At 31.9% G+C, this 17,918-nt stretch carries 10 protein-coding genes; 8 read left to right on the top strand and 2 right to left on the bottom strand.

The window, feature by feature from the left end:
* Positions 1-21: 21 nt before the first annotated feature.
* Positions 22-807, bottom strand: a complete 786-nt coding sequence (locus ABS764_RS01255; RefSeq protein WP_408079151.1) for an anti-sigma factor — start codon at positions 805-807, stop codon at positions 22-24.
* A gap of 4 nt (positions 808-811) precedes the next feature.
* Entirely contained in the window at positions 812-1,342 is a 531-nt protein-coding gene (locus tag ABS764_RS01260; RefSeq protein WP_408079153.1) for an RNA polymerase sigma factor, read from the bottom strand.
* 215 nt (positions 1,343-1,557) lie between these two features.
* Here ABS764_RS01260 and ABS764_RS01265 point away from each other — a divergent pair, with 215 nt between their 5' ends.
* The 8 genes from ABS764_RS01265 (at position 1,558) to ABS764_RS01300 (ending at position 17,891) form a co-directional block, all read left to right on the top strand.
* Complete coding sequence (locus tag ABS764_RS01265; protein ID WP_408079155.1) at positions 1,558-2,130, top strand: glutathione peroxidase; 573 nt, start codon at positions 1,558-1,560, stop codon at positions 2,128-2,130.
* A 163-nt stretch (positions 2,131-2,293) separates the two neighbouring features.
* Entirely contained in the window at positions 2,294-3,955 is a 1,662-nt protein-coding gene (gene menD / locus ABS764_RS01270) for a 2-succinyl-5-enolpyruvyl-6-hydroxy-3-cyclohexene-1-carboxylic-acid synthase (protein WP_408079157.1), read from the top strand.
* A 299-nt stretch (positions 3,956-4,254) separates the two neighbouring features.
* On the top strand, positions 4,255-6,681 hold the full coding sequence (locus ABS764_RS01275) for a TonB-dependent receptor plug domain-containing protein (protein ID WP_408079159.1): 2,427 nt from the start codon (positions 4,255-4,257) through the stop codon (positions 6,679-6,681).
* 212 nt (positions 6,682-6,893) lie between these two features.
* Complete coding sequence (locus tag ABS764_RS01280) at positions 6,894-9,329, top strand: hypothetical protein (protein WP_408079161.1); 2,436 nt, start codon at positions 6,894-6,896, stop codon at positions 9,327-9,329.
* Positions 9,330-9,340: 11 nt separating this feature from the next.
* On the top strand, positions 9,341-11,722 hold the full coding sequence (locus ABS764_RS01285) for a Plug domain-containing protein (protein WP_408079163.1): 2,382 nt from the start codon (positions 9,341-9,343) through the stop codon (positions 11,720-11,722).
* Positions 11,723-11,754: 32 nt separating this feature from the next.
* Positions 11,755-12,960: a carboxypeptidase-like regulatory domain-containing protein gene (locus tag ABS764_RS01290; protein WP_408079165.1), complete on the top strand. Its 1,206-nt coding sequence runs from the start codon at positions 11,755-11,757 to the stop codon at positions 12,958-12,960.
* Between the two features lie 23 nt (positions 12,961-12,983).
* Entirely contained in the window at positions 12,984-15,428 is a 2,445-nt protein-coding gene (locus ABS764_RS01295) for a hypothetical protein (RefSeq protein ID WP_408079167.1), read from the top strand.
* A 12-nt stretch (positions 15,429-15,440) separates the two neighbouring features.
* Complete coding sequence (locus ABS764_RS01300) at positions 15,441-17,891, top strand: hypothetical protein (RefSeq protein WP_408079169.1); 2,451 nt, start codon at positions 15,441-15,443, stop codon at positions 17,889-17,891.
* Positions 17,892-17,918 lie beyond the last annotated feature (27 nt).

Here is a 17,918-nt window from a genome sequence, read left to right on the forward strand (position 1 = left end):
TATTTTAAATTTCGAATGGAATTATACTTTTCCTAAAGTATACAATTGTTCCATTGTAGGTGTTAAGCTTCCGCCTGCAGGTTCCAGAGTAATCCCGAAAGCTTCTGCATCACCGGTATTATTAACAGCAAAAAAGCGTTGGTCGTTTTTATCAAAATTATCCAGTAATCCAATGCTTGTTGGCGTAAGCGGATTTAATTTTAAAGCCCAAACCTGATATACCATTCCTTTAGGTGGTTCCGGTAAGCCCGTTGCGTCTACATAAACCACTTGCGTTTCTTTGTTCCAATACACTTTAGCGGAAGATTCCGGAGCTACAGCCTGACCACCCAGAGTAACTACAGTATTGTTAACATCTTTGATAACTGCTAAGTTTTTCTCTACAGCTGCTTTTTTTACAGCTAGTTCATTTCGTTCTTTTTCAATTTTTGCTTTTTCAATAGAAGTATTCACTACCTGATTATTGGTTTCTTCTAATTGGTTGTATTGGAACACAATTCCAGCCAATAATACGATTGCAGCAGCCCAGCCAATGTATTGTGACCAATTTTTCTTAGGAGTCATTGGGATTACTTCAGCGGCTTGTAAATTTAATTTTTCTTTAATCTTAGCGTAATTTTCAGCTGATTGAAATGGTGAGAAGCTGGATGATAGTGCCACAACTGATTTTTCAATTGCTATAATTTCAGCGTTGATTTCGGGGTGTTTTTTAGCCATTGCTGCTACTTCTTCACTTTCTACTTCTGATAATAAACCATAAACATAAAGTTCTAATATCCCTGATTCTATATATTCTTTCGTTTCCATTGTACTATACTTTCAAATAGTTTCTTAAATCATTAATACAGTTTCTGTTATGTGTTTTTACTGTTCCCAGAGGAATCTCCAGTTCTTCCGCTGCTTCTTGTTGAGTATAGCCTTTAAAAAATAATAAATCTATTATCTGGATACATTTGGGTTTTAACCTTTTAATAAATTCCTGCATTCCTATTCCGTCAACTTTACTGTTCAGTTTGTTACTGTCTTCTAATAGATTTACGAAATTATCAGAGGAAAGGTTTTTTTGACTGTTATTAAAGTTTTTAGAGCGTAATTTATCAATTGAAGTATTACGGGCAATATTGAGAATCCAGGTATAAAAACGACCTTTACTTTCGTTATAAGTATCCAGATTTTTCCAGATTTTTACAAATACTTCCTGAAGCACATCTTCTGCTTCCTCTGTGTTTTTAATAAGAACACTTATTACAGAAAAAAGACTTTTCGCATACATATCATACAGATGTGTAAAAGCCTTTTCGTCCTTCCTGTAGATTAAAACTAATAATTCGTCCTGGCTCATAGTTTTGGATTTTTTTTGCAATACAAACTTATGAAACTTATTTAGAAATGTATGATTTTTATGCAATTAAAGAATGAGAATTATTTTTTGATTCCGTTTTTTATTTTATATGGAGGAATATTAAGTTTTATTTAACCAATGTTTAATTGAAATTACTCTTTGAAAATAATAGGTGTATGTAGAATTTAACTAATTTTATAAAAAAAATAAATGATATGAAAAACCTATTATTTGCGGTCTGTACTGCCTTTATCCTTTTTAGCGGAATGACTCAGGCACAGCATAAAAAAACAAAAGCAACCATGGATCCACAAAGTATTTATCAGTTTAAAACAGAAGATTTATCAGGAAACACTTTTGATTTTTCTTCTTTAAAAGGAAAAAAGGTGTTGATTGTAAATACAGCTTCAAAATGTGGTTTTACACCACAATATGAGCAATTAGAAGCCATCTATAAGCAATACAAAGACAAGGGTTTCACTGTAATTGGTTTTCCGGCTAATAATTTTAACGGACAAGAGCCTGGAACTAATGAAGAAATTGAATCTTTTTGCAAATTAAATTACGGAGTTACGTTCCCAATGATGGATAAAATTTCTGTAAAAGGAGCTGATATGAGTCCGATTTATCAATTTTTAACCCAAAAAGAGAAAAATGGCGTAAAAGATTCAGAAGTAAAATGGAATTTCCAAAAGTACCTGATTGATGAAAAAGGCCATTTGGTGGAAGTGTATTATTCTAAAACTAAACCGGATGCTCCGGAAATTGTAAACTGGATTAAACAATAAATAAAATTTATATTCTTTTAAAAGCGATTTCTAAATCAATTTAGAAATCGCTTTTTTGTATAGAAGATTTATATTTAAATGTAATTATTTTATGTTTTTAGTATAAATATTTGGCTTTAAAATAAGGTCATCTTTGTATCTTTGACTCTTTGAAATAAAAACAATGATTTACCCCAAAATACCTTTAGCGCAAAGCATCATCCAAATTTGCTTAGCCAAAGGAGTTACCGATATCGTAATTTCTCCCGGATCCAGAAATGCTCCGTTAACCATTGGTTTTGCCTCTAATCCTGATTTTAAATGTTACAGTATTGCTGATGAACGCTGTGCAGCATTTTTTGCGTTGGGAATAGCCCAGCAAATCCGGCGACCTGTGGCTGTAGTATGTACTTCAGGTTCGGCATTGCTGAATTATTATCCGGCTGTTGCCGAAGCTTTTTACAGTCAGATTCCTTTGATTGTTATTTCGGCTGACAGACCACAAAACAAAATTGATATTGGCGATGGACAAACCATTCGTCAGGAAAATGTTTTTGCTAATCATTCTTTGTATAATGCTAATTTAACCGAAGAAGCTTCAAAAACAAACGATCATAAAATCAACGATGCCATTGATACAGCTTTCTATAAAAAAGGTCCTGTTCATATTAATGCACCTTTTGAAGAACCTTTGTATGAAACCGTTTCGGAGCTTTCAGTTGATGTAATGACTCATAATTTTGCCAGTTTGAATCCCATAACTCCTTTAGAAGATTTAACAGCTTTTGCGGATATTTGGAATCAATCTACTAAGAAATTAGTATTGGTAGGAGTAAATAATCCTAATTTAATTTCGGATTCCACTTTGGAAACTTTAGCGAAAGATGAATCGGTTGTGGTAATGACAGAAACAACTTCTAATTTACACCATCCTGATTTTATTTCGAATATTGACACCATAATCACCCCATTCACGGATGCTGATTTTGAAGATTTCTGTCCGGAAATTCTAATCACTTTTGGCGGAATGATTGTTTCCAAACGCATCAAAGCTTTTTTACGAAAGTATAAACCCAAACAACATTGGCATATTGATCCTTTGCGTGCTTACGATACTTTTGGTGTTTTAACAAAGCATTTTGAGGTGAATCCCAATACTTTTTTTGAAACTTTTTTACCTCAGACTAAAAGTATTAAAAGTGATTATTTTGCGAAAATGAATCATATAAAATCCATTAGAAAAGAAAAGCAGTCGCTCTTTTTAAAAAACACTCCTTTTTCAGATTTTCTGGCTTTTGACACTATTATTAAAAGTTTACCAAAAGACAGCCAATTGCAAATCAGTAACAGTTCGGCCATTCGATACGCACAATTAATGGAAATTGATCCTTCGATTGAAGTATTTTGTAATCGCGGTACGAGCGGAATTGACGGAAGCACTTCTACCGCTATTGGTGCGGCTGTAGCCAATAATAAGCCAACGGTTTTTATTAGCGGCGATGTGAGTTTTTTATATGACAGTAATGCGCTTTGGAACAATTATATTCCTGATAATTTCAAAATTATTCTTATCAATAATGGTGGTGGAGGTATTTTCAGAATTTTACCAGGGCATCAGCAAACAGCCGTTTTTAATACTTTTTTTGAAACAACACATCATTTAACGGCCGAACATTTGGCTAAAATGTATGGTTTTAAATACATCATAGCTACTGATAAAATAAGCTTAAAAGAAGGCTTACAGCAATTCTATTCTCAAAATAACCAGCCCGTAATACTAGAAGTTTTTACACCAACACTTGAAAATGATGTTGTTTTAAAACAGTTTTTTAAAGAGTTAGTTTAATAAAGCAGAATTGATTTTAATGAATGCTTTTTTGTGGTAAATAATTGTATTTACTACAAAAGAGCATTTTTTATTTCTGTTTTTTTGTTTAGAAAATAGGTGATTTTTTAAAATGGAATAGTATTAAAGCTTTAGTCTCTATTTTACAGGATAGTACAGGTTAGATAATTTATTTTAAGTAGCTATTTTAGTAAAATTTTACTTATCTTAATATTTAATTGTCTAAGTGTTTTCATACTTATGACGTAGAGGAATTAAAAGAAGTATTATTTTGTATTAATATAAATTCTGAGTTTTATATGACTAAAGCTGTCTTTCGCAATAAAAATTGCTTTTTAATTTATTTCTTTTGGTTGGTTACTTCATTGAGTTTTTTGCAGGCACAGGATAAAAAGACAATTGCCGATGTTGAAAAAGTCTATCTTCATACAGACCGATCCATTTATTTTATGGGTGAAGATTTGTGGTACAAAGCTTATAATGTGCGTGCTTATAATAATATTCTTTTTGACAACAGTAACATCTTATATGTTGAATTGATTTCGGCTGATTCTAAAATCATTGCCCGAAATAAGACCAATCTGGAAATGGGATTGGGAAACGGCGATTTTCAATTGCAGGATTCTCTTGGTGTCCAACCAGGAATGTATCAGTTGCGTGCTTATACGAATTGGAATCGAAATTTTGGAGAAGATTTTATTTTTAAAAAAGAAATTCAAATTATTGATGTTTTCGAATCCCATTCGAAGGCCAATAAATCAAAGTTTGAATTGGTTCAAAATGATGAGGATAATGCCGGTAAACAAAATATTAAGGTTGATTTTTTTCCGGAAGGAGGTTCGCTTTTAGATAATGTAGCCAGTGTTGTGGGATTCAAAGCAGTTGACGGCAACGGAAATCCAATAACTGTTACAGCAGATGTTTTTGATTCCGATAGTGAACTGGTTACTTCATTTGAAAGTGCTCATGATGGTATGGGGAAATTTCAAATGATACCCAACACCGGAAAAAAATATTACGTAAAAATTAAAACTCAAACAGGAACAGTACAACGTACCGATCTTCCTGATGCACTTAAAAACGGTTACGCTCTAAGTTTTAGAAATTTTAAAGGCAGAAATATTATCGTTATTAATACAAATCCGGAGACGTTAGCAATTAATCCTAATGAACAGCTTACAGTTGTTTGTAAGTCGCGAGGAGTCACTTATTTTGAAACAACTCAAATGCTAACTGAAAGCAATCTTTCTTTTGAACTGGCAAAAGACAAACTTCCTGAAGGGATATGCCAAATTACACTTTACGACAGTAGTTCTAAACCATTAAGCGAACGATTAGTTTATATTGAAAAAGAACATGATTTGGATGTACAAATAACAACAGATAAAGCAACTTATCAGCCTAATGAAAAAGCAACTATTACTGTGACTTCAAAATCAAAAGCGGGGCTTGGGAAATCGGCCAGTTTTTCATTAAGTGTAACGGACAGGAACGGAATAACAGAAGAGAAAGGTTATGATTCCACTATTAGTTCTTATTACCTGATGGAATCAGATATTAGAGGAAAAGTGTATAACCCCGGCTATTATTTTGATACAAACAATCCAAAACGACTGGAACATTTAGACAATTTATTGTTAACTCAGGGCTGGCGTGATTTTATTTGGAAAACAACTCCTAAAATCAGTGATTCAATTCATTATATTGCCGAAAAAGGAATTACAATATCGGGTAGGGTAAAGCAACTTCTTGGCGAAAAGGCATTAGTAAATAATACCATGACACTGGCTTTAATGAATAAAAAACATTTTAATATTTTTAATGCTACTACAGATTCTGAGGGCGGTTTTAAGTTTGAAAACCTGATGTTTTCCGGAAAAACAGGTATGTTTTTAAATTCCAGAAATGCGAAAGGGAAGTTTAGAGGCGAATTATTATTAGATCCAATAGAACAAAACCCCATTAGTATTTCAATCGAAAATAAAGCTATCAATTGGGACCTAACAACAAGAATGTTGGTTGATAATGTTTACAGGAAATTTGCTGCTTTTGGTGTACAATCTGAAAATATTCTGGACGAAGTTAAGATTGTTTCTAAAAAGAAAAGTCTGCCACCGGTTTTTTATGGAATTGCTGATAACAGTTATGTTCCAGACGAAAGTGTAGCTACATTTACGGATATTTTCCAACTAATTGAACAAAATATTCCAGGTGTTGTTGCCACCGATGATTCAGTACGTTTTACACGTTTTGAAGGAGCACCACTTTTTATTATTGATGGTTTTGTAGCTATTGACAGAGGACAGGTAAGTTTTATTCAGCCCGAAGATGTATTAAAAATTGAAGTAGTAAAGGGAGCAACTGCAACAGCTTATTATGGAGAAGAGGCAGCAAATGGTATTATTTCCATTTTTACTAAAGCAAATACCGGACAACATGCTAAAAAAGAAGTTTTTCATTCCATTAAGAAAGATATTGATGGTTTTTATACTGCAAGGGTATTTTATGCTCCCGATCCCGCAAAACCAAATCCAGAGTTAGATAATCAGGCCGCTGTAAGAAATACGATTTACTGGAATCCTTATGTGCATCCGGACAAAGAGGGAAACAGTACGCTGAATTATTACAATACAAAGGTAGAAACCAAAGTGAAAGTGGCTTTGGAGGGAATTACCAGTAATGGCATTCCTGTAGTAAAAAACACCTATTATACGATTAAAAAATAAGTTAATAATATAGAATTTTAATTAAGCCTCTGAAAAGTGTAAAAATCTTTTGATTTCACTCTTTTTATCGGTTTTTTTTGTGTAGTTGATTGTTGTATAGTGATTTTTGTTTAAAGTTAATATTTAAATTATAATAATTGGCTTAATAATTGTAAGATAATTTATTAGGAAATTTAGGTGTTTTAATTGTGTGATTTTAATTCATAAACCTTATGGTCAATGCTTTTGTGAGAAGTAGAAAAAGCGGTGTTTTTAGTGTTTTATTATTGGGTTTAGCCTCCGTTTTTTTGAAGGCACAAGAGCAGAAAACAACTCAGGATATTGAAAAAATCTATCTTCATACCGATCGTTCTACTTATTTTATAGGTGAGGATTTATGGTATAAAGCGTATAATGTTCGAGCTTCAAATAACTTACTTTTTGATAACAGCAACATTTTATATGTAGAATTAATTTCATCTGAAGCTAAAATCATTGCCCGAAATAAAACCAATTTAGAAATGGGTTTAGGTCACGGTGATTTTCAATTGCAGGATTCTCTGGGCGTAAAATCCGGAAAGTATCAATTAAGAGCTTATACCAATTGGAATCGGAATTTTGGAGAAGACTTTGTGTTTAAAAAAGATATTGAAATTATAGATGTTTTTGAGTCGAAAGAAAATACAAAAGTGGCTCAAAAATCGGTTTTGGAAACTCAAAAATCGAATAGGGAAGTCGCCAAACAAAATGCTTATAAAGTTGAATTCTTTCCCGAAGGAGGTTCACTTTTAGAGAATGTCGCCAGTGTGGTCGGTTTTAAAGCAGTTGACAGGAACGGAAAACCAATTGAAATTAAAGGAGAATTATTGGATTCCAATAACGAATTGGTTACCACTTTTGAAAGCGTTCACGATGGTATGGGGAAATTCCAAATGGTACCGATGGAAGGCAAAACCTATTATGTAAAACTTAAAACTTCCACAGGATCAGAACTTCGCCAAGAGTTTCCTAACGTTCTTAAACAAGGTTATTTACTTAATTTCAGAACAATTAAAGGAAAAAACATCATCAGTATAACAACGAACGAGATAACTTTAGCAAAAAATCCTAATGCGTTCCTTACTGTAGTTTGCAAAGCAAAAGGAATCTCGTATTTGGAAACCACACAAACTTTAAACGAAACGAGTTTATCTTTTGAATTACCAAAAGACAAAACACCGGAAGGCATTAGTCAAATAACAGTTTACGATAGCAATAATAAGCCACAAAGCGAGCGATTAATTTACATTGAAAAAGAACATGATTTAGAAGTAGAACTTTCAACAGATAAACCAACATATCAACCGGAAGAAAAAGCATCGATTTCTGTTTCTTCTAAATCAAAATCCGGAGAAGGAAAATCAGCCAGTTTTTCGTTGAGTGTGACAGATACGAATGGAGTTGAAAACGATAATTTTGAATCGAATTTAAGTTCTTATTTTCTGATGGAATCAGACATTAGAGGAAAAATACATCATCCGGGTTATTATTTTGATGCAACCAATCCTAAACGATTAGAACATTTAGACAATTTATTGTTGACCCAAGGCTGGCGTGATTTTGTATGGAAAAACATACAAAGATCTGACGAAACTAACAGTTTTAAAGTAGAAAAAGGAATCACCATTTCAGGAAGAGTTAAGCAGGTGTTTTCTGATAAACCATTAGTGAATAATAATTTGACTTTGGCTTTAATGAGTAAAAAGAATCATGGAATTTTTAATGAAATTACAGATTCTGTAGGTCGTTTTCAATTTGAAAACCTTATGTTTTCTGATAAAGCAAGTATGTACTTAAATAATGTAAATGAAAAAGGAAAATTCCGAGGGGAAATCGTTTTAGATTCCATTGAACGTGCTCCAATGTTTGTTAGGTTAAAAAAGAAAATCATTCTTTTGCCTGAAACAACTCATTCGGTTGTTAAAAATGTATCTAAAAAATATATTGCTTTTGGAATAAAACCGGAGAATATGTTGAAAGAAGTTGAAGTGAAGGCTAATAAAAACAAAATAAACCCATTTTATGGAGTTCCTGATTATACTTTTAAGGTAAATAAAATAGAAGCCAATAAGTTTTATAATTTTATTGATTATCTGGAACAAGAATTAAGAGGCGTTGTTTCTGTTAATTATGACAGTATTGTTGCAAAAGATGCATCTAAATTACCTTTTGCAATATTAATAGATGGTTTTCAGGCGGTAAGTGGAGATCAATTGCTTTCAGTTTCCCCTGATGAAGCTCTTAGAATAGAAGTTATAAGTGGATGGCATATAGCGGCACTATACGGTAGTTATACTCTTGTTTCTATTTTTACAAGTGCAAAAGATGGTCAACGTAAAAAAATAGTTCCTGTATATGCTGTTAAGAAAGAACTAGAAGGCTTTTACACCGCAAGAGTTTTTTATTCGCCAGATCCTGAAAAACCAAATCCAGAATTAGATAAAAATGCAGCTATAAGAAATACTATTTATTGGAATCCTTATGTACATCCTGATAAAACAGGTAATACGACTGTGAATTATTTTAATACTAAAGTAGAAACAAAAGTAAAAGTAGCTCTGGAAGGGATTACTGGTAGCGGAATTCCTGTGGTTAAAAAGATGTATTATCAGATTAAAAATAATCAGTAAGATAGAATTATATGATTCAAAATAAAAAAACACTTTGCTTCTTATTGTTTTTATTATCAATTGTTTCTTTTAATGCACAGGACAAAAAAACAATTCCTGATATTGAAAAAATCTATCTTCATACCGATCGATCCACTTATTTTGTTGGCGAAGATTTATGGTACAAAGCTTATAATGTAAGAGCTTCTAATAACTTGCTTTTTGATAACAGTAACATTTTATATGTCGAATTAATTTCGGATGATTCAAAAATGATTGCCCGAAATAAAACCAATTTAGAAATGGGTTTAGGTCACGGTGATTTTCAATTAGTAGATTCTGTTGGAGTAAAACCGGGGATTTATCAACTTAGAGCTTATACGAATTGGAACCGGAATTTTGGAGAAGAGTTTGTTTTCAAAAAAGACATTGAAATTATAGATGTCTTTGAAGAGCATTCCCAATCACAGTCAAAACATACTATTTCAGAGAATCAGACTAAAAATATAAGAAAGAAAACCCAAAGTAATTTTAAAGTTGATTTTTTCCCCGAAGGTGGTTCACTTTTAGAGAATGTAGCCAGCGTTGTTGGTTTTAAGGCAGTTGATAGTAACGGAAAACCAATTGAAATTAAAGGTGAATTATTGGATTCCAATAATGAATTAGTAACAGCTTTTGAAAGTGTACATGATGGAATGGGAAAATTCCAAATGGTACCGATGGAAGGCAAAACCTATTATGCAAAAATTAAAACACTATCCGGGGAAGAATTGAAAACAGAATTACCAAATGTTTTTCAGCAAGGGTATTTAATCAGTTTCAGAACAATTAAAGGAAAAAACATCATCAGTATAACAACGAACGAGATAACTTTATCTCAAAATTCTAATGCGTTCCTTACTGTAGTTTGTAAAGCTAAAGGAATTCCATATTTAGAAACCACACAAACGTTAACCGAAACGAGTTTATCTTTTGAATTACCAAAAGACAAAACACCTAACGGCATCAGCCAGATTACATTATTCGACAATACTAATAAACCCCAAAGTGAGCGCTTGATTTATATTGAAAAAGAACATGATTTAGACGTTCAGCTTTTGACAGATAGTAATACTTACGGACCTAATGAAAAAACTATAGTTTATGTTTCTACTGTATCAAAAGATGGCACGCCAAAATCAGCCAGCTTTTCATTGAGTGTCACCGATACAAACGGAGTTGAAGAAGATAATTTTGAATCCAACATCTGTTCTTATTTTCTGATGGAATCTGACATTAGAGGAAAAATACATCATCCGGGTTATTATTTTGACAATAATAATCCAAAACGATTAGACCATTTAGATAATTTACTGTTGACCCAAGGCTGGCGGGATTTTGTATGGAAAACTACTCCAAAAGTTAATGAAAAGAATTTGTTCAAACCAGAAAAAGGAATCACCATTTCAGGTAGAGTGAAGGAGGTTTTTTCTGATAAACCATTGATAAATAACAATCTGACTTTGGCTTTAATGAATAAAAAGAATAGCATTTTTCTTAGCGCAATTACGGATTCAATGGGTCGATTCGAATTTAAGAATTTGATGTTTTTTGATAAAACGAATATGTATTTGAATAGTGTAAATGAAAAAGGGAAATTCAGAGGTGAAATGGTTTTGGATTCGATTGAACGGGCTCCAATTCCTGTAAGATTAAAAAAAGAGCTATTTCTTTTGCCTGAAACAAAGCAGATTACTGAAAATGTATTGAATAAATTTACAGCTTTTGGAGTAAAACCGGAGAATGTTTTGAATGAAGTTGTAGTTAAATCTAAGAATAAGTATTGGCAACCAGTGTATTACAAGAATCCTTTTAGTACTTACACCCCTGATATAGTAACAAAAACATTAGTTTCTATTTGGGATGTATTGGAGATAGTTCCTGGTATTTGGGTTAAGGATAGATTTGATAGGGATTTACGCGTTGTTGGTGAAAAGGATGTTCCAAGTATATTGGTAAATGGTTTTGGCGTTTATAATTATGACTTAGATTATATTTTACCTAATGAAATTGTAAAAATTGAGGTAGTAAGAGAACTAGGCGTACCTATTATTTCAATTTTTATAAATAGAAATTGGAACGATAAACCTAAAAAAGTCCCCGTTTATGCTGTAAAACAAGAAATAGAAGGTTTTTCTACAGCCCGTATTTTTTACTCCCCAGATCCGGAAAAACCAAATCCCATGTTGAATAAAAATTCAGCAGTTAGAAATACGATTTATTGGAATCCTTTTGTCCATCCCGATGGGACAGGTGAAACAAGTGTTGATTATTACAATACCAATGTTGAAACTAAAGTAAAAGTGGCATTGGAAGGAATTACTGCTCATGGAATTCCTGTGGTGAAAACAACGTATTATTCGATTAAAAAATAAGTTCTGACGGTCATTTTAAGAAAATAGAAAGAATGAGAAAAATAAAAAATTGCTTTAGGATTATTCTGCTATTAAACAGTATCATTTCCTATTCTCAAAACAGAGAAATTTTGATATTAGACAGTGCAACTAAATTGCCTGTTGAAACCGTAAATATTTATTATCCGGAAATTCAGGAAGGTACTTTTACTAATTCTGATGGAAAAGCAACAATAAATATTCGGGAATATGATTTAAGAATTTCACATATAGCTTATCAGGAAAAAATAATTAATTCTAAAGAATTACAAAATTTAAACACTCTTTATTTAACTCCAAAATCAGTTATTCTGGATGAGGTCATTGTGAGTTCTTTTAATATAACCAAAGCACTAAAGTATGTACTTGAAAACTATGAAAATTTATATGAAAATCAGCCTTTTGAAAAAGAATGTAATTTTAAAGAAACATTATCTATTGATAATAATCTCAAGCGATTGATAGTAACTAAAGTCAATTGGTGGAGTAGAAGCTATAACTACAGACAGTTAAGAGACTTAAAGTTACGTTTAGGTTCAATAGATTTTAATATCAATAACCCTATGGATATTTTTACAGATATTCCTAAAGAAAATATACCTTCAAATAGTGGTTTTATTGACACAAAAAATCTAATTAACAATGTCTATTTGAATATTTTTCTAATTAATTTCATAAAAATCAATCCTAAACTTAATTTTATTATTGAAAATTCTTCTGCAAATGAAATACTAGTTTCCTTTACATCAGACTGGAAAAAGAGGTATACTTATTCTTTTAGAAGTAAAGGGAAAATTATATTCGATAAAGAGACTAAAGCAATCATTTCATTTACAAATGAAGTCGAAAATAAAAATAGAGTTACTAAAAGTTATACTATAAGAGCTAATAAAGAATTCTCGTATGAGACTATTAGTTCTAGTTCAATATTAAATTTTCAAAAAAATAAAAATAACAAATGGACAGTAAACTCATTTGAAGTCAGCGCCGATTTTAATATCACCTACAATGATGTAAAACATAATGGAAATATCAAAAACAATTTATATGTCCTAAAAAATACTCAAATAGAAAAAGTTAAGAATGCAGGTCTTATCAATTTGTCAAAACCGATATATCAAAATCTTCCTAAAGATATTGTTACAAATTCAAACGCTATATTATTATCTGAGGAGGAAAGAAATTTTATTGATGTAAATGATGTTGTTAAAAATAAATGAATTCAACTTTTAAAATACTGTTTATGCAAAAAGATTTTATCATTAATAAAAAATATGTTTTAGGATTTTTAGGGAGTATTTTTTTTCTTCCTTTTTGGGTTCAGGCACAAAATATTCAAAATAGTTATGATATTGAAAAAATCTATCTTCATACCGATCGATTAACTTATTTTATAGGTGAGGATTTATGGTATAAAGCGTATAATGTTCGGGCTACGAATAATTTACTTTTTTATAACAGTAATATTCTATATGTAGAATTAATTTCGGCTGATGCTAAAATCATTGCCCGAAATAAAACCAATTTAGAAATGGGTTTAGGTCACGGTGATTTTCAGTTACAGGATTCTCTTGATGTAAAACCTGGAAAATACCAATTAAGAGCTTATACCAATTGGAATCGAAATTTTGGAGATGATTTTGTTTTCAAAAAAGATATTGAAATTATAGATGTTTTTGAGTCGAAAGAAAATACAAAAGTTGCTCAAAAATCGGTTTTGGAAACTCAAAAATCGAATAGGGAAGTCGCTAAGCAAAATTTTTATAAAGTTGAATTCTTCCCTGAAGGCGGATCACTTTTAGAGAATGTAGCCAGCGTTGTTGGTTTTAAGGCAGTTGATAGTAACGGAAAACCAACAGGTATTAAAGGTGAAATTTACGATTCGGATAACGAATTAGTAACAGCTTTTGAAAGCGTTCACGATGGTATGGGGAAATTGCAATTTGTACCTATGGAAGGAAAAAGCTATTATGCAAAGGTTAAATCTCCATCCGGAGAAGAACTGAAAACAGGACTTCCCAATGTTCTTCAGCAAGGCTATTTAATCAGTTTCAGAACAATTAAAGGAAAAAACATCATCAGTATAACAACGAACGAGATAACTTTAGCAAAAAATCCTAATGCGTTCCTTACTGTAGTTTGCAAAGCAAAAGGAATCTCGTATTTGGAAACCACACAAACTTTAAACGAAACGAGTTTATCTTTTGAATTACCAAAAGACAAAACACCGGAAGGCATTAGTCAAATAACAGTTTACGATAGCAATAATAAACCCCAAAGTGAGCGCTTAATTTACATTGAAAAGGAACATGATTTAGAAGTTGAACTTTTAACAGATAAACCAACGTATCAACCTAATGAGAAAGCAACATTAAGCATAAGTTCAAATTCCAGATCTGGAGAAGGAAAATCAGCTAGTTTTTCATTGAGTGTCACCGATACGAACGGCGTTGAAAATGATAATTTTGAATCCAACATCTGTTCTTATTTCCTGATGGAATCTGACATTAGAGGAAAAGTAGATCATCCGGGGTATTATTTTGATACCAATAATCCCAAACGATTAGAGCATTTGGATAATTTATTGCTAACCCAAGGTTGGCGTGATTTTGTATGGAAAACAATGCCTCAGGCTGATGAAAAGAATTTGTTTAAAGTTGAAAAAGGAATTACGATATCAGGAAAAGTCAAGCAACTTTTTGCTGACAAACCATTAGTAAATAATAGTTTGACATTGGCTTTATCAGGTAAGAAGAATCGAAATATTTTTAGCGCTATTACTGATTCCATTGGACGTTTTCAATTTGAAAACCTGATGTTTGCCGGCAAAACGAATATGTACCTAAATACCAGAGATGAAAAAGGAAAATTCAGAGGGGAAATTGTTTTAGATTCTATTGAACGTGCTCCAATTCCTGTAAGATTAAAAAAAGAGCTATTTCTTTTGCCTGATACAAATCAGATTACTGAAAATGTATTGAATAAATTTACAGCTTTTGGAGTAAAACCAGAAAATGTTTTGAAAGAAGTGGAAGTTAAAGGAAGAAAAAAAAATAATGTTATTGTTCCATACGGAGTTCCTGATTACAGGTTTGTTGCAGACGCAACTACAAAAAGCTTAACTACTATTTATGATGTTTTAGATAAAGTTCCTAGTGTTCAAGTTGTTGATAGAGGGGTGACGATTTTGGGAGAACATAATCTTCCGCCACTTATATTAATTGATGGTTATCAAATGTTAGAAACTAATGAATTAGACTGGATATCGCCCAATGATGTTGTAAAAATTGATGTTGTAAGAGGTGGAGAAATTGCACAATTATTTATTTTAGAAAATCCAGAAACTTTAGGCGGCGTTATTTCAATTTTTACAAATGGAAATAGAGGAAATAAACCTAAAAAAGATCCTCTTCATTCTATTAAACAAGAACTAGAATGTTTTTATACTGCACGTGTTTTTTATATGCCGGATTCTGAAAAAACCAATGAAGAATTAGATAAAAATGCAGCTGTAAGAAATACTATTTATTGGAATCCTTATGTGCATCCAGATAAAACGGGAAATGCCACTGTAAATTATTTTAATACAAAGGTAGAAACCAAAGTAAAAGTAGCTCTGGAAGGAATTACCGGTAGCGGAATTCCTGTAGTTAGAAAGACTTTTTATACTATTAAAAACAGTCAATAAATTAGATTCTATATGCTTAAAAATAAAAAATGCAGTTTATTCTGTTTCTTTTTGGGGTTAGTATCATTCGGTTTTTTGCAGGCTCAACAACAAAAAACCATTCCTGATATTGAAAAAATCTACCTCCATACCGATCGATCAATTTATTTTGCAGGTGAAGATTTGTGGTATAAAGCTTACAGTATTAAAGCCTCTAATAACTTGCTTTTTGACAATAGTAACATTCTATATGTGGAATTAATTTCATCTGATGCTAAAATCATTGCCCGAAACAAAACCAATTTAGAAATGGGACTGGGGCATGGTGATTTTCAATTACAGGATTCTCTTGGAGTAACATCAGGAAAATATCAATTAAGAGCTTATACGAACTGGAATCGGAATTTTGGAGAAGACTTTGTATTCAAAAAAGACATTGAAATTATAGATGTTTTTGAAGAACAAGCCGAATCCAAAACCACAAATACTGTTAAACAAACGAATACGACTAAAAAAAGCACTGTTCAGCAAAATACTTTTAAAGTTGAATTCTTCCCTGAAGGCGGATCACTTTTAGAGAATGTAGCCCGCGTTGTTGGTTTTAAGGCAGTTGATAGTAACGGAAAACCAACAGATATTAAAGGTGAAATTTACGATTCGGATAACGAATTAGTAACAGCTTTTGAAAGCGTTCACGATGGTATGGGGAAATTGCAATTTGTACCTATGGAAGGAAAAAGCTATTATGCAAAGGTTAAATCTCCATCCGGAGAAGAACTGAAAACAGGACTTCCCAATGTTCTTCAGCAAGGCTATTTAATCAGTTTCAGAACAATTAAAGGAAAAAACATCATCAGTATAACAACGAACGAGATAACTTTAGCACAAAATTCGAATGCATTCCTTACTGTAGTTTGCAAAGCAAAAGGAATTTCGTATTTGGAAACCACACAAACCTTAACCGAAACGAGTTTATCATTTGAATTACCAAAAGACAAAACACCGGAAGGCATTAGTCAAATAACAGTTTACGATAGCAATAATATGCCACAAAGCGAGCGATTAATTTACATTGAAAAAGAACATGATTTAGAAGTTGAACTTTCAACAGATAAACCAACATATCAACCGGAAGAAAAAGCATCGATTTCTGTTTCTTCTAAATCAAAATCCGGAGAAGGAAAATCAGCCAGCTTTTCATTGAGTGTAACCGATACGAACGGAGTTGAAAACGATAATTTCGAATCAAATATAATTTCGTATTTCCTGATGGAATCAGACATTAGAGGAAAAATACATCAACCGGCTTATTATTTTGATGCAACCAATCCCAAACGATTAGAGCATTTGGATAATTTATTGCTAACCCAAGGTTGGCGTGATTTTGTATGGAAAACAATGCCTCAGGCTGATGAAAAGAATTTGTTTAAAGTTGAAAAAGGAATTACGATATCAGGAAAAGTCAAGCAACTTTTTGCTGACAAACCATTAGTAAATAATAGTTTGACATTGGCTTTATCAGGTAAGAAGAATCGAAATATTTTTAGCGCTATTACTGATTCCATTGGACGTTTTCAATTTGAAAACCTGATGTTTGCCGGCAAAACGAATATGTACCTAAATACCAGAGATGAAAAAGGAAAATTCAGAGGGGAAATTGTTTTAGATTCTATTGAACGTGCTCCAATTCCTGTAAGATTAAAAAAAGAGCTATTTCTTTTGCCTGAAACAAATCAGATTACTGAAAATGTATTGAATAAATTTACAGCTTTTGGAGTAAAACCGGAGAATATTTTAAAAGAAGTTGTTGTTAAAGCTCCAAATAAAAATAATGTAATTGTTCCTTACGGAGTTCCTGATTATAGTTTTGTAACAGATGTAAATACAAAAAAATTAACTACTATTTATGATGTTCTAGAAAAAGTACCAAGTATTAAAGTTGTTGATAGAGCGGTGACTATTTTAGGTGAAGAAAGGGATTTTTCTTCAGGTGAACCAAGAGATGTTTCACCATTAATATTGATAGATGGTTATCAAATGTTAGAAATTAGTGAATTAGATTGGATCTTGCCTAAGGATGTTGTGAAAATTGATGTGATAAGAGGTGCAGAAATTGCAAAGTTGTTTGTATTAGAAAATGAATTAACAATAGGCGGTGTTATTTCGATATTTACAAATGGAAATAGAGGGAATAAACCTAAAAAAAATCCTCTTCATTCTATTAAACAAGAATTAGAAGGTTTTTATACCGCAAGAGTTTTTTACTCTCCAGATCCTGAAAAACCAAATCCGGAACTGGATAAAACTACAGCAGTTAGAAATACTATTTATTGGAATCCTTATGTACATCCAGATAAAACGGGAAATGCCACTGTAAATTATTTTAATACAAAGGTAGAAACCAAAGTAAAAGTAGCTCTGGAAGGGATTACCGGTAGCGGAATTCCAGTAGTTAGAAAGGTTTTTTATACTGTTAAAAATTAGATTGTTTTATTTTCAGTACAGTACAGG

It is taken from the genome of Flavobacterium plantiphilum (assembly GCF_046000495.1).
GTDB classification, from domain to species: Bacteria; Bacteroidota; Bacteroidia; order Flavobacteriales; family Flavobacteriaceae; genus Flavobacterium; species Flavobacterium plantiphilum.

Bases quoted from the DNA above. Each gene is read 5' to 3' on its own strand.
- ABS764_RS01255 (WP_408079151.1), bottom strand. From the start codon at position 807: ATGGAAACGAAAGAATATATAGAATCAGGGATATTAGAACTTTATGTT.
- ABS764_RS01260 (WP_408079153.1), bottom strand. From the start codon at position 1,342: ATGAGCCAGGACGAATTATTAGTTTTAATCTACAGGAAGGACGAAAAG.
- ABS764_RS01265 (WP_408079155.1), top strand. From the start codon at position 1,558: ATGAAAAACCTATTATTTGCGGTCTGTACTGCCTTTATCCTTTTTAGC.
- menD (WP_408079157.1), top strand. From the start codon at position 2,294: ATGATTTACCCCAAAATACCTTTAGCGCAAAGCATCATCCAAATTTGC.
- ABS764_RS01275 (WP_408079159.1), top strand. From the start codon at position 4,255: ATGACTAAAGCTGTCTTTCGCAATAAAAATTGCTTTTTAATTTATTTC.
- ABS764_RS01280 (WP_408079161.1), top strand. From the start codon at position 6,894: ATGGTCAATGCTTTTGTGAGAAGTAGAAAAAGCGGTGTTTTTAGTGTT.
- ABS764_RS01285 (WP_408079163.1), top strand. From the start codon at position 9,341: ATGATTCAAAATAAAAAAACACTTTGCTTCTTATTGTTTTTATTATCA.
- ABS764_RS01290 (WP_408079165.1), top strand. From the start codon at position 11,755: ATGAGAAAAATAAAAAATTGCTTTAGGATTATTCTGCTATTAAACAGT.
- ABS764_RS01295 (WP_408079167.1), top strand. From the start codon at position 12,984: ATGCAAAAAGATTTTATCATTAATAAAAAATATGTTTTAGGATTTTTA.
- ABS764_RS01300 (WP_408079169.1), top strand. From the start codon at position 15,441: ATGCTTAAAAATAAAAAATGCAGTTTATTCTGTTTCTTTTTGGGGTTA.